Source organism: Brevundimonas sp. M1A4_2e (assembly GCF_053345555.1).
On record NZ_JBKFAI010000001.1, the window covers coordinates 499,788 to 519,642 of the forward strand.

The following is a 19,855-nucleotide window of genomic DNA, read 5'->3' on the forward strand; positions in this document are numbered from 1 at the left end:
GCCACGCCGAGCCATCGCGCGCCTTGTCGGCCTCGCCATCGAACGCCAACATGGCCTTGAACGCCCACACTACTCGGAGCCCCTATGCCGAAGCTGTCGGACCGCACGCGACTGATCGCCGGCGCCACGCGACGCGGCCTGGGTCGCCGGCCGGTCAATCCGCCGATCGAACGCGCCTCCACGATGCTGAGCGACGATCCGGCGGCGATGCAGGACCCGAGCGACGGGCCTGTCTATGGGCTGGATGGGACCAGCGCGGCGCGTGAGCTGCGGGCGGCTCTCGCCGACCTCGAGGGGGCAAGCGAGGCCTTTCTGGTTCCGTCCGGCCTGGCGGCGGTCACCGTGCCCCTCACCGCCCTTCTGCGGCCGGGCGACGAAGTGCTGACGACCGAGGCCGTCTATGGCCCAACGCGGCGGTTTCTGACACGCCACATGGCCGACAGAGGCGTCGCCGCGCGCTTTCACCCGGCCGGGGCCTCTGTCGAAGCGGTGATGGATCAGGTGCATGACCGGACGCGGGTGCTGCTGATCGAAGCGCCCGGCTCCCTCACCTTTGAAATGATGGATGTGCCTGCTCTCGCATCGGCCTGCAGGGCGCGTGGCGTGCTGACGGTGATGGACAACACCTGGGCGGCCGGTCTGGCCTTTCGCCCGCTCGCCCACGGCGTCGATGTCAGCGTTCAGGCCCTGACGAAATACGCAGGGGGGCATTCGGACCTTCTGATGGGCGGCGTCGCGGCGCAGGCGCCCGAAATCATCCGAGCCATCAGCAACGTCATCGAGGACATGGGCTGGCATGTCTCGCCAGACGACGCCTGGCTGGCGCTGCGCGGGCTGCGCACCCTGCCGCTGCGCTATGAGGCCCAGGCGCGCGCTGCCCTGCAGGTCGCTGAATGGCTTCAGGAACAGCCCGAGGTCTCCCGCGTGCTGTACCCGCCCCTGCCCGACTCGGTCGGGCACGCGCTTTGGCGCAGGGATTTCGACGGCGCGGCGTCCTTGATGGGCGTGGTGATGAAGGGCGGCGACAAGGCGGCGGCCCACGCCTTCATGCGCGCGCTCAACCTGTTCGGCATGGGCTATTCCTGGGGAGGCTTCGAGAGCCTGATCACTTACGAGACGCCGCAGTTGGCCTATCGGCAGCACGCGCCCGACCTGCCCGGCCAACTGCTGCGCCTGCATATCGGGTTGGAGGATCCGGCCGATCTGCTCGCCGATCTGACGCGTGGATTAGAGGCGTGGCGCGCCCAGCAGGACTCGAACCTGCAACCGTCCGCTTAGAAGGCGGGTGCTCTATCCGGTTGAGCTATGGGCGCCTAGGGCCGGAAAGTGTTGCTCCGTAAGGGGTTTCGGCGACGGCGGCAAGAGAACGAACCGCGACTGTCAGACTCCCGTACGACCCGACCGTCGGACTCGTGCGTCCTGGATGTTCATGCCACCAGCCCCCGCTTCCGCTGCTCGTTCCTCGCCACGCGGCTGTTGCGCGACATAGAGACCTTCAGGATATCGTTCGCGCTGGCCATTGTCGCGGTCGCGTCTGATGTCGGCCTACAGACCCGCGCCATGGGCGCCAGATCAGCACGGCGATCGACGGCGCGACCGACGAGCCGTTTCGTGCGCGACGCCTTCACGGCCAAGGTCGAGCCAGCGGGGGCCCCGATGCAGCAAGCATCGTCAGGAGGGGGTGGCGCCCACAACGCCGGAAAGGCGGGGAGTTTCGGCGCAAAGCCCCGCCACGCTTGGCGTTGACCCCGGCGATCTTATATCTATTCACCATATGGACTGACGCCTAAATCCCCAGCGTCAGCGGCCCAGGTTCAAATGCGTCCATCGCCCGCATGTCGATCTCTTGCCGTTCGGTAGAGCCGATGAACTGAAGCAGGACACCCTTACGATCGAACTCGCCTGCTGAAAGGCGGTGCATCCAGCTTTCCGTGCCTTCGGCGTCAGGTTCTCGCCCGAGGATGTCGCGATACATACGGTGCACGAACTCACCATCGTCGCCGGTGGTAATATCGGGGTTCGAGCGCTCCTCCTCCTTCACCATCGTCATGCGGATAAGCCATCCGCCATCCAGCTCAACATGTTCGACGCCGAAGCCCGCGTTGTGCGCGTGAAAACGCAACTGCCGCTCGGTAAAGGCGGTGTAGTGCGTATCGCCCGGATACCCTTGGCTCGAGAAGAGGTTGACCAGAGTGATGTGCTGGGTCCGCAGATCGGTCATGTAGCCTGGGGAGAAAATACGCTGCGCCAGACCGGGCAGGTAGGTCGTGGTGAGCACCAGCTTCCCACCGACGCGCAGCACGCGGTTCCAGGACCGGAGCGCCAAGGGCGTCATGCGCCACAGGAAATGCTCCAGCACGTCCTTTGCGAAAACCTCGTCGAACTGGCCGTCGGGAAAGCCGTCCAGGTCCACGATGTCAGCCACCACGTCTGGGCTGTGGAAGTCGTTCATATCAACGTTGATGTAGTCGGGGCGAATGTCAAAGCCGCAGCCGACGTTGAGGCGGCGCAGGTTGGTTTCAACGCCGCCAGGCAGTCTGATAATGTCGCTCATCAAGTTCTCCGTTCGGTGAACTATGGGCGAGGTAACGCGCGAAAAACAAGGGCGGCTTCCCCACGAAAGTCGGCGCGCTTTGTTGAGCACCCTTCCCTGCCGGATGGTGCGGCATCTCCGAAGCCCATCCGCAGAAGCTGGATCTGATCGCTGGCGTCGCCCCGCGATTGGGCAAGTCACAAAGGACGGAACCGATGCCGACCGCGCCGTTCGTCAAGCCCACGCTGCGTGCGTCGATGCTGCTGTTAGAGAGGGCGACCCTGAGCGCCTACGGGCATCTGACGGGTTTCGGCGGGACTTAGCCGGTGCGGGGGGACAGCCATGAGCGCGATACGGAGGCCATCAAGACGGCCATCCGAACGGCCTTGGGATGCTAGCCGCCATCGTCGGCAGCCTAATCGCGTGGCTGGGCTCTCAGCTCTATGGATATGTGCAGCGAGACATCGCGGCGGCGCGTCCTGCCGTGGTCGCACACAGCGCTGGAGCCGTCAGACTCGCGCAGTCCGCCCCTTGAGCTATGGGGGCCAGGGGCCGCGGCGGACCTTAGTGGGTCCAGGACTGCTTGCGGTCGGTCGCGAAATTGTCGGCGTAGGCCTTGATGATGACCGGCGCTTCGTTCGGCTCATGCAGGCGGAAGGCGATGCCGTGGCGCTCGGCGTATTCGATCGCCTCTTCCTTGGTGTCGAAGGTCAGGCGCACCTGGCCGTTCATGTCGGTCGAGCTGGTCCAGCCCATCAGCGGGTCGATCGTGCGCGCCGAGGCGGGCTCGAACTCCAGGCGCCAGTCGCGCGTCTTGGCCTTGCCGGACTGCATCGCGGTCTTGGCCGGGCGATAGATGCGAGCGAGCATGGACGGAATCCTTCGGACGGAGAACTTGCCGGGTGCATACCCCGCCGTCGCCGCCCGGTCCAGACGCCGAAGCCGTCTCGGTCCGCTCGAAATCAGGCCGCCAGAGACGATGAACCGGCGTCTATCCAACGACGCGCGGCGCGCTGGGCCTCGGCGATCTCGTCGTGTTCCATCTCCTGGCTGAGGTCGCGGCGATACCCTTTCGCCTCGAGCGAACCCTTCATGGCCGCCAGGTTGAAGATCATATGGGCCGACACCCGGTCGATCGGGCATCCGTCCAGGCCGGACGAATAGGCCAGACCCAACCGGAACAGCGCATCGCCGTCCATATCCGGCGTGGGCAGGGGCAGGGGCGCGTAGTCGGTCTGTTCGCGCGCCGTATCATGGGCGTTCATCGCTAGGTCCTCCTGAGAAGCACATTCTGCGCCGCTGTCGGACCCGCATTCAAATACCGGCGGTTTGAAATTAGAGTTAACGCGCCATGCGCCCGCGGACGCGAGGCTGACAGACCGGTTCAGCCGCGGTTCATTCGCCACCGCCGAAGCTGGCTCATGACAGGGTTTCGCCGCTTTGCATGGAGTTTAACATGAACCGCCTGACCAAGGCCGCCGTCATCGCCCTGGCGCTGGCGACCACGGCCGCTCCCATGATGGCGCAGGCCCAGGATCGCCACGACCGCCGTGAATGGCGCCAGGACCGCCGGGATGATCGCCGCGAGTGGCGTCAGGATCGACGAGACGACCGTCGCGAATGGCGCCAAGATCGTCGCGAGTGGCGTCAGGACCGTCGCTCTGACCAGCGCGAGTGGCGCCAGGAGCAGCGCCGCTACGATCGCTGGAGCCGCGACAACCGCGACTGGTGGCGCGGACGCCCCGAATTCCGCGACTATCGCGGCGCGCGCAACGGCTATTGGTATGCGCCGGGCCATGGCTACTATCGGGTCGAGCCGCGTTATTACGGTTATCGCTGGCGCACGGGCGGATACCTGCCGCAAGCGTATCGCAGCTACTATGTCAGCGACCCCTATTTCTATGGCCTGCGCCCTGCGCCGCGCGGTTACCGCTACGTCCACGCCGGCAATGACATCTTGATGATCGCGGTCGCCACCGGCCTGATCGCCAGCGTGATGAACAACGTCTACTAAACCTGCACCTGCGCAGTCGGTCAGTCCCGCAAGCATTTGTCTTGCGGGGCTTTTTCATGACGGCGATCTGTGACCGCCGTTCAGCCGCAGTTCATGCTCAGCCGTCTATTTTCCGTTCAAGCCGCCCAATCTGGGTGTGCGAGGACTTTGGCCATGAAACGTTCTCTTCTCATGTTCGCGGCGGTTTCCGCCTTCCTCGTGCCCGCCGCAGCCCCCCTGTCGGCCCTGGCCCAGGAGCGCCCTGAACGCGCCCAGACCCGCGAGGACGGTCCCCGCCGCTCTGAACGCCGCGCCGCGCCGCAGCGCGATCGCGGCGATATGGCCATGCGGCCGCGCGAGCGTCACGAAACCCCGCGCCAGAGCGTGCAACCTCGTCCCGATCAGCCTCGCCCCCAAACGCCGGACGGCCCGCGTCCGCAGCGGCCCGAAGGCGAACGTCCCTCGGGCCAACGCCCTGATCATCAACGGCCCAACCGCCCGGATCGTCCAGAAGGACAGCGGCCCGAGCGTCCCAACCGTCCCGACTGGAATCAGCCGAACCAGCCTGGCCGCCCGGATCGTCCTGACCGTCCGCAACGGCCGGAAAGACCGGACCGTCCTGATCGACCGGGTGCGACGCGTCCCGATCGGCCCGAGCGGCCCGACTGGAACCGTCCGAATCGTCCAGACGCCAGCCGCCCGAACCGTCCTGACTGGAACCGCCCGGGCCGCCCTGACGTCAATCGTCCGCACCGGCCGGATCGTCCCGGTTGGAACCGGGATCGGGACTATCGCGAGTTCCACAATCGTTGGAACCGCGACCAGTGGCGCCGTGACTGGGACCGTCGTCATCGCAGCGATTGGTGGCGTTACGACAGCCGCTTCCGGGGCTGGAGCGGTGTGCGCGTCGGCTTCTATTTCGCACCGGGCTACGGCTACTACAGCGTGCCGCGCACCTATTGGAACCGGCAGTACTCCGTCGGTCAGTACCTGCCGGATGTCTTCTGGCGCTATCAGGTGAATGACTGGCGCACCTATGGCCTGGGCTATCCGCCTCCCGGCACGCGGTGGGTCTACGTCGACAATGCGATCTATCTGATCGACGACTACGACGGCTACATCATCGAAGTCGTCCGCGACGCCTGGAGCTGGTAAGCGGACGGACCCTAGCAAGAGACCCCGGAGAGCGATCTCCGGGGTCTTTCTTTTTTCCACGCTGACAGATGCAGCCGGGGCAGGCAGACTATCCCCATGATCACGCGCTTACCTACCCTCGCCCTCTGCCTGACCACCGCCCTGATGCTTCAGGGCTGCGTCGCGGGCGCCGTCGTCGGCGCCGGGGCCGCTGTGGTCGGCGGCGCGGCCAAGGTGACCGGCGCAGCCGTAGGTGCAGGCTTCGACGCCGTCACCACCTCGGATGAGGAAACCAAGGCCAAACGCGAACGCGAACAGCGCGCCTGGGAGCGTGAGCAACGCCGCTGCGAACAGAGACAGAAGCGCGGCAAGGACTGCTAAAGGCCTACCGCACCCCGATATATTTGTGCGTCTGGACGCTGAGCCGCCATTTCGGATGGGTCAGGCAGTATTCAATGGCGGCGGCCGTGTTGGCGGCCTGGTCCGGTCCATCCATCGGCTGAAGCCAGAAATGCTCGAAATCGAGGTGTTCGAACCGGTCGGGCATGGCCAGCGGCTGAGGAAAGACCAGCTTCAGTTCCTGACCCGAGGTCTGAACCACAGGGGCGTCGGCCTTGGGGCTGATGCAGATCCAGTCGATCCCTACGGGCGCCGCCATGGTGCCGTTGCTTTCGATGGCGATCTGGAAACCGCGCGCATGCAGGGCGTCGATCAGCGGCGCGTCCAACTGCATCAAGGGCTCGCCGCCGGTGCAGACCACCAGCTTGGGGTCGCCCTGGCGACCGCGCCACATCCCGGCGACGTGATCGGCCATCAGATCGGCGGTCTTGAACTTGCCGCCGCCATCGCCGTCCACGCCGACGAAATCGGTGTCGCAGAAGGTGCAGACGGCGGCAGCGCGATCCCGCTCCAGCCCGCTCCACAGATTGCATCCGGCAAAGCGCAGGAAGACCGCCGGGCGGCCCGCCTGCCCGCCCTCGCCCTGCACCGTCAGAAAGACTTCCTTGGCCGAATAGGTCATGCGGCCGCCCATTCGGCATAGCCCGCCGCGCGCAGTTCGCAGGCCGGGCACGTCCCGCAGCCATAGCCCCAGGCGTGGCGGCGGGTCCGGTCGCCCAGATAGCAGGTATGGCTGAACTCGATGATCGCTTCGATCAGGGCGCGGCCGCCGATCCGCTCGGCCAGTTCCCACGTCTGCGCCTTGGTCAGGAACATCAGCGGAGTCTCGACCGGCACGGGCTTGTCCAGGCCCAGCGACAGGGCGCGGGCCGTGGCTTGAATGGTGTCGTTGCGGCAGTCGGGATAGCCGGAATAGTCCGTCTCGCACATGCCGCCGATCAAGGCTTCCAGCCCCCGCCGGTCAGCCAAAGCCGCCGCGGCGACCAGGAAGATCAGATTCCGCCCCGGAACAAAGGTGTTGGGTAGGCCGCGCGCGTCGGCCTCAATGGCGCGCTCGGTGGTCATGGCCGTCTCGCCGATGGCGCCGAAGCCTGTCAGATCGACCACATGATCGTCGCCCAGCCTGCCCGCCCATTGCGGCAGGGCCTTAGTCACTTCGCGCCGGACCGCCTGGCGCGCCTCCATCTCGACCGCGTGGCGCTGGCCGTAATCAAAGCCGACAGTCTCCACCCGCTCAAACCTCTCCAGCGCCCAGGCCAGACAGGTGGCGCTGTCCTGTCCTCCGGAAAAGAGGATCAGGGCGGAGGCAGCGGGGTGAAGGTCGATTTCGCTCATGACAAATCTGCGGTCGGCCGGTCGGCCGCGCGCATCCAGAGGACGTTCCAGGATCAGGAAGATGGGTGGTCAAGACCCATAGACCAGACCTGTCCGCGTCGCAAAAGAAACCGGCCGCCGTCATTTGCGGGGCTGGCTTAACGGTTCAGCAAACAATCATAAGCGAATGTAAAATAGCCTCAGTAGGAGTCCGGCCGAATGCCGACCATCGAAGTGCTGACCGACAGGGCGGAGCCCGTACTCCCTTCTGCCAAGACAGGAGAGGTGTTTGCACGTTTCGAGCGGGAGCCGGACACCCTGGCGATTGCAGTCGTGGACGGAGATCGCCCGGTCGGCCTGATCGAACGCAGCGACTTCCTGATGAAGCTGGCCGGTCCGCTGGGCGTCAGCCTGTACGGCGGGCGCGAGGTCTCTCACCTGATGGACGCGGAACCGGCGGTGGTCGAAGCGGGCGTTCGCATTGACGCTTTCGCCGACATCATCCTGAAAAGCGGTCCCGGCGCGCTGATGCGAGGCTTCATCGTCACCCGCAACGGCGCCTATCGCGGAGTCGGCACGGCCGTGGCCCTGCTTCGCGCCGTCAACGAACAGCAGAGGCATGAAAACCAGCGGCTGGCAGAGCAGGCCCGCGCCGCCGTTGACGCCGATCACGCCATGCAGACCGCCGCCCGTGAGAAGAGCCGTTTCATGGGCCTGCTCAATCGCGAGCTGAGCACCTCCATGAACGGCGTGCTGGCCGTCGCGGAGCTCCTGCATCGACATCCGCTGAATGAAGCGGCCAAGGCGCACGCGCGCACCATCATGGAATCGGCCGAAGACCTCTTAGGCAATCTGCACGATGCCCTAGACCTGGCTCGGGCCGAGGCGGGCGAGCTGCAGCTGTCCCCGGCGCCTACGCCGCTACGCACCCTGATGGACCAGCTTCAGACCCACTGGTCTCCGCGCGCCGCCCAGGACGGCGTGACCCTGATGGTCGGCTATGAGGGCGACACCGAACTGGCGGCCATTCTGGACGCCGAGCGCCTGAAACAGGTGTTCAACAACCTGATCGGCGCCGCCCTGGGCAATGCGCGTCACGGCATGGTCGAAGCCAGCCTGAAGGCTCACGCTCGAGGCGATCAGGTGGTGATCGAGGCCCGCGTCCGCGACGACGGCGCGGCCGACCCGGCCCGGTTCGACGACGCGGCCGAACAGGGCGGCGACCTGGGACTGATGGTCAGCCGCCGTCTGGTTCAATACATGGCCGGCGAGTTGCGCGCGGAGCACAACGCCGGTCGGGGCGCGACCTTCGCCTTTGAAATCGAAGCCCCCATCGCCTTGATGGAGCAGGAAACGCCATCCAACGTCGCGGACCTGGAACATCTGCACCTGCAGGCCCAGCCGCACATCCTTATCGCCGACGACAATGCTACCAACCGCGTCGTGGCCCAGGCCCTGTGCGAAATGTTCGGCTGCACCTCGGAAACCGTCGAGGACGGCCAGGAAGCTGTCGAAGCCGTGCAGTCACGGCCGTTCGATCTAATCCTGATGGACATCAAGATGCCGCGCCTCGACGGCGTCGGCGCGACGCGCGCAATCCGCGCCCTGTCGGGACCGGCTGGCCAAATCCCCATCATCGCCCTCACCGCCAACGCTGATCCGGACGACGCCAAGGGCTATCTGGCCGCAGGCATGGCCGCCGTGGTCGAAAAGCCTATCAAGCCTGAAAGGCTGCGCCTGGCGATGAACACGGCTCTGGATCCTGCAGAAGAGAGCGTTGCACACAAGGATCGCGGGGCCGCCTGACCTCGGCTCAACCTGCGTCCTCCAGCACGTTCTGCTCGTCCTCGCCTTCTTCGTCATAGCCGACAAGACGCAAGGCGCGCGCCCGCATTCCCTTCAGTTCGCACCAACGCAGCAGGCCTTCCTCCCGGCCGTGGGTGATCCAAACTTCTTCCGGCGTGATCTCTTCGAACGTCTGCGTCAGTTCCGGCCAGTCGGCATGGTCGGAAATCACCAGCGGCAGTTCCACCCCGCGCTGACGCGCGCGCGCGCGCACGCCCATCCAGCCCGATGCAAACGCCGCGATCGGCTCGGCGAACCTGCGCGCCCAGCGATCCTGAATGGCCGACGGCGGCGCAATGACCACCTCCCCACCCAAGGCTCCGGCCTTCAGCCCCGTCGCAGGCGCCAGCGGCCCTAGCGGCACGCCTGACGCCTGATAGAGGTCGTTCAGCCGCTCCAGCGCGCCGTGGACATAGATGAGCCGTTCCCAACCCGCTTCACGTAACAGCCGTATGATTCGCTGCGCCTTGCCCAGCGCATAGGCGCCGACCAGGTGCGCCCGCTCGGGAAACTGCGCCAGAGACGACACAAGCCGCTGGATCTCTTCTGTGTCCGGCGGATGAACGAAGACCGGCAAGCCGAACGTCGCCTCCGAAATGAAGACATGACACGGCGCCGCCTCGAAAGCAGCGCAGGTCGGATCGCGGCGGCGTTTATAATCGCCTGACACCGTCATGATCAGGCCGCTCTGACTAACGACCGCCTGCGCCGAGCCCAGGACGTGTCCCGCCGGGATCAGCCGCACCTCGACGCCGCCGATGGATATGGTCTCGCCATAGCCCGCCGCCTGCGTGCGCCCTGCGAAATCCGCGCCGTAGCGAACCGCCATGATCGCCAGGGTCTCGGGCGTCGCCAGCACCGCCCCATGTCCGGCGCGCGCATGGTCCGAATGACCATGCGTGATCACCGCCCGGTCCACCGGCCGCACCGGATCGACATAGAAATCTCCCGGCGGGCAATAAAGGCCTGCGGGCGTAGGGCGCAAAAGATCCTGAGGACGCATCATCGATTCACAGTGTGGCTGGACAAGACAACCTCGGGCAGGCGACCAAAGGCGACGCTCACAAAGGACGCCTTGATGACGGAATCGTTCCTTACCACCCTGCTGCCTCAACTGGCTTCGGGGGCCGCCCACACCCACGCCCTGGGCTTTGCCTATGAAGGGCTGGAGGGCGATCGGGTGCGGATGCGCGTGCCCTATCGCCAGGATCTGGTCGGCGATCCCGAGACGGGCGTGCTGGCGGGCGGGCTAGTCACCACCCTGCTGGACCATGCGGGCGGTCTGGCGGTCTGGGTGGCGCTGGACGCCTTCCGGCCTATCGCGACGCTGGACCTGCGGGTCGACTACATGCGCGCCGCCCAGCCGGGGCGCGACCTGTTGGCCGAGGCCCGCTGCTATCGCCTGACGCGCAATCTGGCTTTCGTGCGGGCCTGGGCGTTCGAGGATGATCCTGCCGACCCCGTCGCTGCCGCCCAGTCCGCCTATATGGTCAGCGCCGAAGGCGACAGCCGCACCGGCGCAAATCTTAAGCCCCGCAGAGCCAAGGACGCCGCATGACCGCCGCCCTGCTGGACTCCCTGCCCTACGCCCAATTTCTCGGCCTCCAGACACAGGTGAACGGCGATGAAGTCACCGTCACCATGCCGTTTGACGACAAGCTGATCGGCAACCCGCTCCTGCCTGCCCTGCATGGAGGGTCCACCGCCGCCCTGTTGGAGATGACGGCTATGGCCCAGGTCTCTCTGACCTATCCCGGCCTGCGCCTGCCGCGCCCGATCAACGTAACGGTGGCCTATCTGCGCTCGGGCAAGCCCGTCGACGTATTCGCCCGCGCCCGCATCAACCGCGCCGGACGCCGCGTCGCCTATGTCATCGCCGAGGCCTGGCAGGAAAACCACGCCCAGCCGATCGCCAGTTTGACGGCGCATTTCCTGCTGGACGAAGCGGCCTCAGCCTGAGGAGCCGGGTCGTCTGACAGCCGGTCGCAACGTAAAGAATGGTAAACAAAACACTACCGAAGATCGTTAATGCATGTTAACTATTGCCTATTCGTTCTTTAGATGAGGGGTAAGCTATGCAACGTAACGAAGTCATCGCCGCAGTCGCCGGTGATCTGCACTCTGCTGAGAAGGCGATCGACGACGCGATCGTGCAGGCGACCGCCCTCGTGCAGTCGATGATCGGCGCCCGCTCCGCGCTCAACGTGTCAGCCGTGGCCGGAACGGTGTCGCAGGCCAAGGCGATGGAAGCCATCGCCGCCCTGAGCGCCGCGCGCGAAGCCATCGTCGCCAGCCATAACGAAATGGCCAAGGATCACCGCCGCATGGGCTACGGCGTCTACGCCGCCGGCCCGGTGGCCAAGCCCGACGAGTGGGACGACCGCCCGATGGGCCACCTGCGGGTTGCGTGAATTTAATCTAATCCAGCCATAGTGTTGGATGCGTTTCCTGCGCTTTGGTGACATGATACCCCCTTCGCTCACGGCGGAGGGGGTTTTTCATGTTCAGCTTCATGTCCGAGTACGTCGGCATGACGATCATGCTCGCGATAGGGCTGTTCGCACTCGCCAAGGGCGGGCGACCCGAGCGGATCGGCGCTGCGACCATGCTTTTCGCTTGGTTTTTATCGATCCTGACCCAGAACTACATCGGCTATGCGGGCGTCCAGTGGCCGATGTTCGTGATCGATCTGGTGGTTCTGGGCGTTTTCGTCGCCTTGGTGTGGAAGTCGCCTCGCTCCTGGCCCGTTTGGGCCAGTGCGCTTCAGTTGTTGACCGTGGCCAGCCACGTCATGGTTTTCATGAAGATGAAACCGACGGTTTCCGCCTTCTACACCGTGCTGAACATGACGGCCTATGGCATCATGATCGCAATCGCTGTGGGCGCCTTTTTGGCCTGGCAGGAGCGTCGAGCCGTCGGCCAGGATACCGAATAGGCTAATATTCCTATACACCGCCTGGCGTGATAGGGTTGCATATGCCCCTGTCACACACGCAGATTTGGAACGCGATTGATGCGCTGGCGCGCCGCGAGGGCCTGTCGGCCTCGGGACTGGCGCGCCGGGCGGGCCTGGATCCCACCAGCTTCAATCCTTCAAAGCGGTTTGGCGCCGGGACCCCGACGCGGCCCAGATGGCCCTCCAGCGAAAGCCTGATGCGCGTCTTGCAGGCGACAGGCCTCAGCCTGGGCGAGTTCGCGGATCTGGCAGACGACGCTGGACCTCGCGCCCTGCCTATTCCCTTGCTCGGCCTGGCGCGCGCTGGCGACGAAGGCTTCTTCGACGACGCGGGCCTGCCCTTGGCCGAAGGCTGGGAGCAGACGGCTCTGCCCACGCGCAAGGACAGCCTGTTCAGCCTGCGGATCGAGGGCGACTCGATGACGCCCCTGTATCGCCCCGGCGACCGGGTGATTGTCGATCTGGACGCCACGGACGTTCGGCGAGGAGACCGCGTGGCGTTGCGGACGCGAAGCGGCGAAACGCTGGCGAAAGAAGCGGCTCTATTGGACGCGCGAGAGATCGTCCTGGCCTCGATCAACCCCGAATATCCCCCGCGCACCATCGCGCGCGATCAGATTCTCTGGATGGCGCGCATCCTTTGGGTCAGCCAATAAGACGTAAAGGCCGCCCCTTTCGGGACGGCCTTCGCTCTGATCGATGCGGGGGAGAAAATCGATCAGTTCGGCGCGACGTAGTGGGCGTTCACCCAACCGCCGCCGGCGATCTGGACCCACTCGCCCTGCGAGCCGATGGCGGTGAACGGCTGACCGGCCGACAGGCTGCCGGTCTGGCGATAGTTGGCGCCCGGGCCCGTGCGAATGCGCAGATTGGAGGTCGCGCGGTAGGAGTTGGCGCCCGCCTGATTGGCCGAACGCGCACGTTGCTGGTTACAGCCGATGTAGGAGCCCGCCGCAGCGCCGGCACCGGCGCCGACCACCGCGCCGAGCGCGCGCTCATTCTTGGAAACCTGGCTGCCGGCCAGGCCGCCCAGAACGGCGCCGATCGCGGCGCCTGCCTGCTGGCGACCGCCGGGCGCGTCGCAGTTGGTGATGCCGTTGGCCTGAGGCATGGCGGCGGCGCTCATCGGCACGGCGGCGGAACCCAGGGCGGCGAACATTGCGGTGGCGGCCAGACCCGCCTTGAACATCTTCGACATATGTCTCTCCTGTCATCGAGTTGTCGATGGAGGGACAATGCACCGGCGAAGCTGAAGGCTCCCCCAGCCTCGCCGTTATGTTGTGTTCATGTTTAGTGGGCCTACCGCGCTTCGCGCTACTTGAGGCCATGCTCAGTGGGCCTACCGCCCTTCGCGCTACTTGAGGCCATGCTCAGTGGGCCTACCGCCCTTCGGGCTACTTGAGGCCATGCTCAGTGGGCCTACCGCCCTTCGGGCTACTTGAGGCCATGCTCAGTGGGCCGGCCGCGCATAGCGCTGCTTGAGGCCACCCCAGCGCCATCCCGGAAACGGCGGAGCCATTATCCGGGACCACGGGAAGCGCTGCTCCTCGAGCTTTGGGCGGTCCCGGCTCTACGCCTTGCGGCTTCGGCCGGGATGACGGTCAAGGTCAGGCGGCCAGTTCGCCGTTGGCGCCCGCCTCGAGCAGGGAGATCGTCTGCGGCAGGCCGTAGATGGCCGCGAACGACCCGAAGCGCGGCCCCTGCGACGCGCCCAGAAGCACCTCGTACAGCGCCTGGAACCAGGCCCGCAGCGGCTCGAACTCATGCGCCTTGCCGACCGCATAGACCTCGCCCTGGATGACCTCGCCGTCGGTGGTGTCGGCCGGCAGAGCCTTCAGCCGTTCGGCCAGATCCAGCAGCGCCGCCTTCTCCTTGTCGTCGGGCAGACGATAGGTCTTCGAGGGCTTCACGAAGTCCTCGTAGTAGTTCAGCGCATAGCCCATCAGCCGGTCCAGCACGGGCTCGCTCTCAGGCGTGGCGTCCGGCAGGTATTTGGCGAAATAGGCCCACAGTTGATCCTTGGTCGAGGCGTTGGCTACGCCCACCAGATTCAGCAGCAGGGCGAAGGAGACTGGCGAGGCGCTCTCAGGCGGCTGGCCCGAATGGATGTGCCACACGGCGTTGTCCATCCGCTTGGCCGGTTCCTGCGTCTTGTACTGCTCGATGAAGGACAGATAGTCGTCCGTCGCGCGCGGAATGACGTTGAAGTGCAGGCTCTTGGCGGACTTCGGCGACTGGAACATGTACCAGGACAGGCTCTCGGGCGTGCCGTAGCGCAGCCAGTCCTCCATCGTCAGGCCATTGCCCTTGGACTTGGAGATCTTCTTACCTTCGATGTCGAGGAAGAGCTCGTAGTTGAAGCCTTCGGGGGGAACCCCGCCGATGGCGCGGCACAGCTTGGACGACTCGCGCACGCTCTCGATCAGATCCTTGCCCGACATCTCATAGTCAACGTCGAGCGCGGTCCAGCGCATGGCCCAGTCGGGCTTCCACTGCAGCTTTACATGGCCGCCGGTGACGGGAACCTCGGTGCGACCGCCCGCAGGGTCGTCAAAGACGATCGTGCCCTTTTCGACGTTACGCTCGAGCGTCGGCACCTGCAGCACATGGCCAGTGATCGGGCTGATCGGCAGGAACGGCGAATAGGTCGCCCGGCGCTCTTCGCCCAGGGTCGGCAGCATGATGCCCATGACCTTGTCAAAGCGCTCCAGCATGGTCAGCAGGGCTGCGTCGAACCGACCCGACCGATAGGTCTCGGTCGAGGACATGAACTCATATTCGAAGCCGAAGTTATCGAGGAAGGCGCGCAGGCGGGCGTTGTTGTGCGCGCCGAAGCTGTCGTGCGTGCCGAACGGATCGCGCACCTTGGTCAGCGGCAGATGCAGGTCTTCGCGCAGCATCTCCGGGTTGGGGATGCCCTCGGGCACCTTGCGCAGGCCGTCCATGTCATCGCTGAAGGCGATCAGACGCGTGGCCCAGTGATCGCCGGTCAGGGCGCGAAACGCGTTGCGCACCATGGTCGTGCGCGCCACCTCGCCGAAGGTGCCCATGTGCGGCAGGCCCGACGGGCCGTAACCTGTCTCCAGGATCACCGGCTTGTTCAGCGCCTCAAAGGCGGCCAGAGCCTCGTCCGTCTTGCCCGCGTCGATCAGCAGCTTGGCCGCATCACGCTCCGCGTCCGACAGCCGTTTTTTGAGCACGTGGGCCAGCAGGTTGCGCGCTTGCTCAAACGGCCACGAACGGGCCTCACGGGACAGGGTTTCGAGGTTCTGTAGCATGTACCGGGCTTTGACGCCTTGAAGGCCCGGGGTCAACAGCAGCCGCGTTTTACAGCTGCGCTTCGGCGTTCCGCGGCAGTTGCATCTGGTTCTCAAAGCTCATGGCCAGGTCGCCGTCCTGATTGGTCACCGTCGTCTTGGTGCGGACGACCCCGCGATCAGGCTGGCTCTTGGACGGACGGATCTCGATGATCTCGCGGCGCACCGTCAGGGTGTCGCCGGGCCGCACGGGCCGCACCCACCAGAGGGCGTCGACGTTCATGCCCAGCAGCGGAGTGTCGCCGAAATAGGCTTCATCCACGAACTGACGCATCACGCGCGAGCAGACGTGCCAGCCGCTGGCGATCAGGCCGCCGAACCGTCCCGCCTCGGCCGCCGCCTTGTCGATGTGCATGGGTTGGGGGTCGAACTCGGTCGCGAACGCGATGATCTCCGCCTCGGTCATGGTGAAGGGCTCGCTGGTCCAGCTTTCGCCGACGGTCAGGTCGTCCAGATAGCGATCGGTCATGCACTCAAACTCCCATTGGCTGCGCCTGACATAGCGGCTGGATAGGTTTTCGCCAGTCGACTTTCGGCTGCGCCTCGCTTGACCGCAAAGGCGCGGCGTGAGCATTCCCCGCCCCATGCGGACCTCCGATTTCGACTTCGACCTGCCCGAGGCGTGCATCGCCCTGCGCCCCGCCGACCCGCGCGACTCAGCGCGCCTGCTGGTGGTGAAGGGCGGCGAGCTTCAGGACCGGGTCATCCGCGACCTGCCCGGCTTTCTGCAGCCCGGCGACGTCCTGGTCTTCAACGACACCCGCGTGATCCCCGCCCGTCTGTCCGGCGTGCGCCACCGCACCGGACCGGAGGGCGAACGACTGTCGGTGCCGGTCGAGGCCACCCTTCACCACCGCGACGCGCCCGATGTCTGGAGCGCCTTCATGAAGCCCGGCAAGCGGCTGAAGGTCGGCGACCGGGTGCGTTTCGGGCGCGAGGAAGACAACGCCTGCTTCCTGGGCCAGGTCGACGCCGAGATCACCGCCAAGGGCGAGGACGGCCTCGTCACCCTGCGCTTCGACCTAGCCGGGCCGGCGCTGGACGACGCCATCCGCGAGGTCGGTGTCATGCCCCTGCCCCCCTATATCGCCGCCAAGCGAGCCGAGGACGATCAGGACCTGAAGGACTATCAGACCGTCTTCGCCGAGCATGACGGCTCGGTCGCGGCGCCGACGGCGGGCCTGCACTTCACCCCCGCCCTGCTGGACGCCATCCGGGCGCGCGGCGTGACGACCCATGCCGTAACCCTGCATGTCGGCGCCGGCACCTTCCTGCCGGTCAAGGCCGACGACACCGCCGATCACAAGATGCATTCCGAGTGGGGCGAGGTCTCGGCCGAGACCGCCGCCGCCCTGAACGGCGTGCGCGCCGCGGGAGGGCGCATCGTCTGCGTCGGCACCACCTCGCTTCGCCTGCTGGAGAGCGCCACAAGCGAGGACGGCGTGGTCCAGCCCTTCCACGGCGACACGGCCATCTTCATCACGCCGGGCTACCGCTTCCGCGCCTGCGACGTGCTGATGACCAACTTCCACCTGCCGAAATCGACGCTGTTCATGCTGGTCAGCGCCTTCGCGGGACTGGAGACGATGCGCGCCGCCTACGCCCACGCCATCGACAGGGGTTACCGCTTCTATTCTTATGGGGACGGAAGCCTGCTGTTCAGACAGTAGCGCAACAGGGGAACGACCATGCACTATCTGAAGACGGCCTCGTTCGGGGGCCTGTTCACCGTGACATTCGGCGTCGCCGCCGCCTTTCAGATCGCTTTCTCCATCCTTGGCGTCCTGCTGGCGTTTCTATCACCCGGCCTGTTTCACATGAACGGCGCTCCAGCGACGTCGGCGCTTGGCGCCATCGGCGTGCTCATCTTCCTCTTGGTCTTCGGCCTGTGCATAAATGCCGCCATCTCCGCGCTCGGCGCCTTGGTGGTCATGGGGATCAGACACTTCCTGCCGGAGACGAAATCAGCCTAGAAGACAGCCATGATCGACCAACTGCCCGAAAACCTGGCCGCCACCTTTGACATCCTGGCGTCTGCGGCGAGCGAGCTTCAGGACCCCTGGTGGGTGTTCGGCGGCGCAGGCATGGCGCTGTCGGGCCTGTCGGAATGGCATGTGCCGGACGTCGATGTCATGACCAGCCCGCGCGACGCCCGCCGCCTGATCGAGACCCTGCACGGCGAAGCGGTCGAAGACCCCGGCGAGGGCCTGTTCCGCTCTCAGGTCTTCGGCCAAATCCTGACCACGCCCGTCCCGGTCGAGGTGATGGCGCAGATGGATGTGCGCGCAGGCGCGGACTGGACGCCGGTCATTTTCACCACGCGCCAGCCGATCGCCCTGGACGGCGGGACGCTCTATGTTCCCACGGTCGCCGAACAGATCGAGAAATGCCGCCTGTTTGGCCGCCCCAAGGATCTGCAACGCGCAGAGCGGCTGGCGACGCTGCTGCGCTGACTGGCGGTTCAGAAACAGAGGGCCTAAGACGCGGCTCCGCTGCAAGGAACGCTTAATGCCTTTCCCGTTTGAAATTTCCGCTGCCGAAGGCCGCGCCCGCACCGGCGTGCTGAAAACGCCGCGCGGCGACATCCGCACCCCCGCCTTCATGCCCGTCGGCACCGCCGCCACGGTCAAGGCCATGACCTTGGATCAGGTCAAACAGACGGGCGCGGACATCATTCTGGGCAATACCTATCACCTGATGCTGCGGCCGGGCCCGGAGCGGATGGAGCGTCTGGGCGGCCTGCATAACTTCATGCGCTGGGACAAGCCGATCCTGACGGACTCAGGCGGCTTTCAGGTCATGAGCCTGTCGGGTATTTCCAAGCTGACCGAGGAAGCCGTCACCTTCTCCAGCCACATCGACGGCTCCAAGCACGTCCTGACGCCCGAACGCTCGATCCAGATTCAGGCCGACCGTCTCGGCTCCGACATCGTCATGCAGTTGGACGAATGCGTCGCCTGGCCCGCCGAGGAAAAGCGCGCCCGCGAGGGCATGGAGCTGTCGGCGCGCTGGGCCCAGCGATCCAAGAACGCCTTCGGCACGCGCGATGCGCAGGCCTTGTTCGGCATCCAGCAGGGTTCGACCTATGAAAACCTGCGCCGCGAATCCTCGGAACGCCTGCAGGAGATCGGCTTCGACGGCTACGCCATCGGCGGTCTGGCCGTTGGCGAAGGCCATGAGGCCATGTGCGAGGTGCTGGACTATGCCCCCGAGTTCCTGCCCAAGGACCGGCCGCGCTATTTGATGGGCGTCGGCAAGCCCATCGACCTGGTCGAGGCGGTCTATCGTGGCGTCGACATGTTCGACTGCGTCCTGCCGACCCGCGCCGGGCGTCACGGCCAGGCCTGGACCTGGGACGGCCCGCTGAACCTCAAGAACGCCCGCTTCGCCGAGGATCAGGACCCGCTGGATCCTGAGGTTCCCTGCCCCGCGTCGCAGGACTATTCAAAGGCTTACCTGCATCACCTGATCCGCGCCGACGAGATCCTCGGCAAGATCCTGCTCAGCTGGCACAACATCGCCTTCTTCCAGGCGCTGACGGCCGCCATGCGCGCCGCCATAGCCGAGGGCCGGTTTGAACAGTTCCGCCGCGAATTCCGTGCGCGGCACCTGAAAGCCTAGCCTCGACGGGGGACGAAGCCGGCAGGCGCGGCCGGCGGCGCGCAGTTCCGCTGCATCCCCACGCCCTTCAGGAAAGAGCGGCGACGCAGGCCCGCCTGAATCGCCGACTGCACGTGCTTGCTATGCGCGTCGGCGCCGGTCAGGCGACGAACCCAGCTGCGCGCCGGGATAAAATCGGTGACTGTCCCGCGAACGGCGTCAAGCGTCGCCCCAGCCGCAGCATCGGCCGCCCGCTCGCTCATATAGGAGCCGTCCTGCGACGGCGGTCCATCCGTGTCAGGCCCCAGCGCCTCGTCCAGCCGGGCGATCTCGGCCCCGATGGTGCGGCAGCTATTCAAGTTGCGCAGGTCATAGGGATTGGCTTCAGCTTGCAGAAGAATGGTCGGGATTTCATCGCGGCGCAGGTTCAGGTCTTCCAGCGGCGCGGTGACGGCGTCGCCCAGCCCAGCTCCGACCTTCTGCGCGCCCCCGCGCGCAGAAGCGCCCGCGTTACAGCCGCAAAGAGCAAGGGAAACGGCGACGGCGGGCAAAATGAGAGATCGCATGGCCCGCGTTAAATCACGACACCCTCCGGCACGCCAGGCAGCTGCCTCTGATCATTGGCGCCCTGCTTTTTGACGGCGCGCAGCCGCGCAAGTGCATCGAGTACTGTGCGTCGAATCCATCCTAGGATATGGCTGCGTCGGTGACGCGCCCGGATGGGGCTCGAGCACGGTCGTCACAGAGGCTCTTCGTAATGAAAT

The 19,855-nt window shown here is 65.7% G+C and carries 24 protein-coding genes and 1 tRNA gene; 14 read left to right on the plus strand and 11 right to left on the minus strand.

Annotated features, from left to right (window positions below; all coding sequences use genetic code 11):
• Positions 1 to 84: 84 nt before the first annotated feature.
• Positions 85 to 1,278: a cystathionine beta-lyase gene (gene metC / locus ACLBV5_RS02340; protein WP_303706328.1), complete on the plus strand. Its 1,194-nt coding sequence runs from the start codon at positions 85 to 87 to the stop codon at positions 1,276 to 1,278.
• On the opposite strand, the gene ACLBV5_RS02345 is transcribed toward metC, so the two are convergent.
• The 4 genes from ACLBV5_RS02345 to ACLBV5_RS02360 all read right to left on the minus strand — a co-directional run bounded on the left by ACLBV5_RS02345 (position 1,237) and on the right by ACLBV5_RS02360 (position 3,798).
• A tRNA-Arg gene (locus tag ACLBV5_RS02345) sits at positions 1,237 to 1,313 on the minus strand. The genes metC and ACLBV5_RS02345 overlap by 42 nt on opposite strands.
• Positions 1,314 to 1,786: 473 nt before the next feature.
• Complete coding sequence (locus ACLBV5_RS02350) at positions 1,787 to 2,554, minus strand: DUF4214 domain-containing protein (RefSeq protein ID WP_303706141.1); 768 nt, start codon at positions 2,552 to 2,554, stop codon at positions 1,787 to 1,789.
• A 543-nt stretch (positions 2,555 to 3,097) separates the two neighbouring features.
• Positions 3,098 to 3,403, minus strand: a complete 306-nt coding sequence (locus ACLBV5_RS02355; protein ID WP_134580685.1) for an ETC complex I subunit — start codon at positions 3,401 to 3,403, stop codon at positions 3,098 to 3,100.
• A 92-nt stretch (positions 3,404 to 3,495) separates the two neighbouring features.
• Positions 3,496 to 3,798 carry a hypothetical protein gene (locus ACLBV5_RS02360; RefSeq protein WP_003168207.1) on the minus strand — a complete coding sequence of 101 codons (303 nt, stop codon included), beginning with the start codon at positions 3,796 to 3,798 and terminating at the stop codon, positions 3,496 to 3,498.
• 191 nt (positions 3,799 to 3,989) lie between these two features.
• Here ACLBV5_RS02360 and ACLBV5_RS02365 point away from each other — a divergent pair, with 191 nt between their 5' ends.
• The 3 genes from ACLBV5_RS02365 (at position 3,990) to ACLBV5_RS02375 (ending at position 6,041) form a co-directional block, all read left to right on the plus strand.
• Complete coding sequence (locus tag ACLBV5_RS02365; protein WP_447604704.1) at positions 3,990 to 4,547, plus strand: RcnB family protein; 558 nt, start codon at positions 3,990 to 3,992, stop codon at positions 4,545 to 4,547.
• Between the two features lie 153 nt (positions 4,548 to 4,700).
• Complete coding sequence (locus tag ACLBV5_RS02370) at positions 4,701 to 5,681, plus strand: RcnB family protein (protein ID WP_447604705.1); 981 nt, start codon at positions 4,701 to 4,703, stop codon at positions 5,679 to 5,681.
• A gap of 96 nt (positions 5,682 to 5,777) precedes the next feature.
• Positions 5,778 to 6,041 (plus strand): hypothetical protein, encoded by a 264-nt coding sequence (locus tag ACLBV5_RS02375; protein WP_025976842.1) that lies wholly within the window; start codon positions 5,778 to 5,780, stop codon positions 6,039 to 6,041.
• A 4-nt stretch (positions 6,042 to 6,045) separates the two neighbouring features.
• Here the strand turns inward: ACLBV5_RS02375 and queE are convergent, their stop codons facing one another.
• Together queE and queC are read right to left on the minus strand one after the other, a co-directional pair.
• Positions 6,046 to 6,681, minus strand: a complete 636-nt coding sequence (queE, locus tag ACLBV5_RS02380) for a 7-carboxy-7-deazaguanine synthase (RefSeq protein WP_447604706.1) — start codon at positions 6,679 to 6,681, stop codon at positions 6,046 to 6,048.
• Positions 6,678 to 7,394, minus strand: a complete 717-nt coding sequence (gene queC / locus ACLBV5_RS02385) for a 7-cyano-7-deazaguanine synthase QueC (RefSeq protein WP_447604707.1) — start codon at positions 7,392 to 7,394, stop codon at positions 6,678 to 6,680. The genes queE and queC overlap by 4 nt, the downstream gene beginning before the upstream one ends.
• Positions 7,395 to 7,592: 198 nt before the next feature.
• On the opposite strand from queC, the gene ACLBV5_RS02390 reads away from it, so the two are divergent.
• Positions 7,593 to 9,179 (plus strand): response regulator, encoded by a 1,587-nt coding sequence (locus ACLBV5_RS02390; protein WP_447604708.1) that lies wholly within the window; start codon positions 7,593 to 7,595, stop codon positions 9,177 to 9,179.
• A 7-nt stretch (positions 9,180 to 9,186) separates the two neighbouring features.
• Here the strand turns inward: ACLBV5_RS02390 and ACLBV5_RS02395 are convergent, their stop codons facing one another.
• Positions 9,187 to 10,224 (minus strand): ligase-associated DNA damage response exonuclease, encoded by a 1,038-nt coding sequence (locus ACLBV5_RS02395; RefSeq protein WP_447604709.1) that lies wholly within the window; start codon positions 10,222 to 10,224, stop codon positions 9,187 to 9,189.
• A 72-nt stretch (positions 10,225 to 10,296) separates the two neighbouring features.
• Here ACLBV5_RS02395 and ACLBV5_RS02400 point away from each other — a divergent pair, with 72 nt between their 5' ends.
• The 5 genes from ACLBV5_RS02400 to ACLBV5_RS02420 all read left to right on the plus strand — a co-directional run bounded on the left by ACLBV5_RS02400 (position 10,297) and on the right by ACLBV5_RS02420 (position 12,830).
• Complete coding sequence (locus ACLBV5_RS02400) at positions 10,297 to 10,776, plus strand: PaaI family thioesterase (protein WP_303683241.1); 480 nt, start codon at positions 10,297 to 10,299, stop codon at positions 10,774 to 10,776.
• Positions 10,773 to 11,177 carry a PaaI family thioesterase gene (locus tag ACLBV5_RS02405; RefSeq protein ID WP_025976836.1) on the plus strand — a complete coding sequence of 135 codons (405 nt, stop codon included), beginning with the start codon at positions 10,773 to 10,775 and terminating at the stop codon, positions 11,175 to 11,177. Before ACLBV5_RS02400 ends, ACLBV5_RS02405 begins: the two co-directional genes overlap by 4 nt.
• Before the next feature lie 116 nt (positions 11,178 to 11,293).
• Positions 11,294 to 11,629 (plus strand): hypothetical protein, encoded by a 336-nt coding sequence (locus ACLBV5_RS02410; protein ID WP_003168195.1) that lies wholly within the window; start codon positions 11,294 to 11,296, stop codon positions 11,627 to 11,629.
• 89 nt (positions 11,630 to 11,718) lie between these two features.
• Positions 11,719 to 12,153 (plus strand): hypothetical protein, encoded by a 435-nt coding sequence (locus tag ACLBV5_RS02415; protein ID WP_025976835.1) that lies wholly within the window; start codon positions 11,719 to 11,721, stop codon positions 12,151 to 12,153.
• A 41-nt stretch (positions 12,154 to 12,194) separates the two neighbouring features.
• Positions 12,195 to 12,830 carry a S24 family peptidase gene (locus ACLBV5_RS02420; RefSeq protein WP_447604710.1) on the plus strand — a complete coding sequence of 212 codons (636 nt, stop codon included), beginning with the start codon at positions 12,195 to 12,197 and terminating at the stop codon, positions 12,828 to 12,830.
• Positions 12,831 to 12,892: 62 nt separating this feature from the next.
• On the opposite strand, the gene ACLBV5_RS02425 is transcribed toward ACLBV5_RS02420, so the two are convergent.
• From ACLBV5_RS02425 to ACLBV5_RS02435, 3 genes are all read right to left on the minus strand, one after another.
• A complete protein-coding gene (locus ACLBV5_RS02425; protein ID WP_025976833.1) occupies positions 12,893 to 13,372 on the minus strand; it encodes an SH3 domain-containing protein in 480 nt (159 codons plus the stop codon).
• A 409-nt stretch (positions 13,373 to 13,781) separates the two neighbouring features.
• Entirely contained in the window at positions 13,782 to 15,452 is a 1,671-nt protein-coding gene (locus ACLBV5_RS02430; RefSeq protein WP_303706133.1) for a lysine--tRNA ligase, read from the minus strand.
• 49 nt (positions 15,453 to 15,501) lie between these two features.
• A complete protein-coding gene (locus tag ACLBV5_RS02435) occupies positions 15,502 to 15,960 on the minus strand; it encodes a MaoC family dehydratase (RefSeq protein ID WP_134580667.1) in 459 nt (152 codons plus the stop codon).
• 115 nt (positions 15,961 to 16,075) lie between these two features.
• Between ACLBV5_RS02435 and queA the strand changes: the two genes are divergently transcribed.
• From queA to tgt, 4 genes are read left to right on the plus strand one after another with little or no spacing between them, the layout of a single operon-like run.
• Positions 16,076 to 17,161 (plus strand): tRNA preQ1(34) S-adenosylmethionine ribosyltransferase-isomerase QueA, encoded by a 1,086-nt coding sequence (gene queA / locus ACLBV5_RS02440; RefSeq protein ID WP_447604918.1) that lies wholly within the window; start codon positions 16,076 to 16,078, stop codon positions 17,159 to 17,161.
• An 18-nt stretch (positions 17,162 to 17,179) separates the two neighbouring features.
• On the plus strand, positions 17,180 to 17,464 hold the full coding sequence (locus ACLBV5_RS02445) for a hypothetical protein (protein WP_447604711.1): 285 nt from the start codon (positions 17,180 to 17,182) through the stop codon (positions 17,462 to 17,464).
• 9 nt (positions 17,465 to 17,473) lie between these two features.
• Entirely contained in the window at positions 17,474 to 17,944 is a 471-nt protein-coding gene (locus ACLBV5_RS02450) for a hypothetical protein (RefSeq protein ID WP_278070924.1), read from the plus strand.
• A 55-nt stretch (positions 17,945 to 17,999) separates the two neighbouring features.
• Complete coding sequence (tgt, locus tag ACLBV5_RS02455) at positions 18,000 to 19,112, plus strand: tRNA guanosine(34) transglycosylase Tgt (protein ID WP_134580663.1); 1,113 nt, start codon at positions 18,000 to 18,002, stop codon at positions 19,110 to 19,112.
• Here the strand turns inward: tgt and ACLBV5_RS02460 are convergent.
• On the minus strand, positions 19,109 to 19,657 hold the full coding sequence (locus ACLBV5_RS02460) for a hypothetical protein (RefSeq protein WP_025976827.1): 549 nt from the start codon (positions 19,655 to 19,657) through the stop codon (positions 19,109 to 19,111). The genes tgt and ACLBV5_RS02460 overlap by 4 nt on opposite strands.
• Positions 19,658 to 19,855: the final 198 nt, after the last annotated feature.

Bases quoted from the DNA above. Each gene is read 5' to 3' on its own strand.
- ACLBV5_RS02405 (WP_025976836.1), top strand. From the start codon at position 10,773: ATGACCGCCGCCCTGCTGGACTCCCTGCCCTACGCCCAATTTCTCGGC.
- tgt (WP_134580663.1), top strand. From the start codon at position 18,000: ATGCCTTTCCCGTTTGAAATTTCCGCTGCCGAAGGCCGCGCCCGCACC.
- ACLBV5_RS02360 (WP_003168207.1), bottom strand. From the start codon at position 3,798: ATGAACGCCCATGATACGGCGCGCGAACAGACCGACTACGCGCCCCTG.
- ACLBV5_RS02355 (WP_134580685.1), bottom strand. From the start codon at position 3,403: ATGCTCGCTCGCATCTATCGCCCGGCCAAGACCGCGATGCAGTCCGGC.
- ACLBV5_RS02410 (WP_003168195.1), top strand. From the start codon at position 11,294: ATGCAACGTAACGAAGTCATCGCCGCAGTCGCCGGTGATCTGCACTCT.
- ACLBV5_RS02450 (WP_278070924.1), top strand. From the start codon at position 17,474: ATGATCGACCAACTGCCCGAAAACCTGGCCGCCACCTTTGACATCCTG.
- ACLBV5_RS02430 (WP_303706133.1), bottom strand. From the start codon at position 15,452: ATGCTACAGAACCTCGAAACCCTGTCCCGTGAGGCCCGTTCGTGGCCG.
- ACLBV5_RS02435 (WP_134580667.1), bottom strand. From the start codon at position 15,960: ATGACCGATCGCTATCTGGACGACCTGACCGTCGGCGAAAGCTGGACC.
- queE (WP_447604706.1), bottom strand. From the start codon at position 6,681: ATGACCTATTCGGCCAAGGAAGTCTTTCTGACGGTGCAGGGCGAGGGC.
- ACLBV5_RS02390 (WP_447604708.1), top strand. From the start codon at position 7,593: ATGCCGACCATCGAAGTGCTGACCGACAGGGCGGAGCCCGTACTCCCT.
- ACLBV5_RS02425 (WP_025976833.1), bottom strand. From the start codon at position 13,372: ATGTCGAAGATGTTCAAGGCGGGTCTGGCCGCCACCGCAATGTTCGCC.
- metC (WP_303706328.1), top strand. From the start codon at position 85: ATGCCGAAGCTGTCGGACCGCACGCGACTGATCGCCGGCGCCACGCGA.
- queA (WP_447604918.1), top strand. From the start codon at position 16,076: ATGCGGACCTCCGATTTCGACTTCGACCTGCCCGAGGCGTGCATCGCC.
- ACLBV5_RS02460 (WP_025976827.1), bottom strand. From the start codon at position 19,657: ATGCGATCTCTCATTTTGCCCGCCGTCGCCGTTTCCCTTGCTCTTTGC.
- ACLBV5_RS02445 (WP_447604711.1), top strand. From the start codon at position 17,180: ATGCACTATCTGAAGACGGCCTCGTTCGGGGGCCTGTTCACCGTGACA.
- ACLBV5_RS02415 (WP_025976835.1), top strand. From the start codon at position 11,719: ATGTTCAGCTTCATGTCCGAGTACGTCGGCATGACGATCATGCTCGCG.
- ACLBV5_RS02420 (WP_447604710.1), top strand. From the start codon at position 12,195: ATGCCCCTGTCACACACGCAGATTTGGAACGCGATTGATGCGCTGGCG.
- queC (WP_447604707.1), bottom strand. From the start codon at position 7,394: ATGAGCGAAATCGACCTTCACCCCGCTGCCTCCGCCCTGATCCTCTTT.
- ACLBV5_RS02365 (WP_447604704.1), top strand. From the start codon at position 3,990: ATGAACCGCCTGACCAAGGCCGCCGTCATCGCCCTGGCGCTGGCGACC.
- ACLBV5_RS02395 (WP_447604709.1), bottom strand. From the start codon at position 10,224: ATGATGCGTCCTCAGGATCTTTTGCGCCCTACGCCCGCAGGCCTTTAT.
- ACLBV5_RS02350 (WP_303706141.1), bottom strand. From the start codon at position 2,554: ATGAGCGACATTATCAGACTGCCTGGCGGCGTTGAAACCAACCTGCGC.
- ACLBV5_RS02400 (WP_303683241.1), top strand. From the start codon at position 10,297: ATGACGGAATCGTTCCTTACCACCCTGCTGCCTCAACTGGCTTCGGGG.
- ACLBV5_RS02375 (WP_025976842.1), top strand. From the start codon at position 5,778: ATGATCACGCGCTTACCTACCCTCGCCCTCTGCCTGACCACCGCCCTG.
- ACLBV5_RS02370 (WP_447604705.1), top strand. From the start codon at position 4,701: ATGAAACGTTCTCTTCTCATGTTCGCGGCGGTTTCCGCCTTCCTCGTG.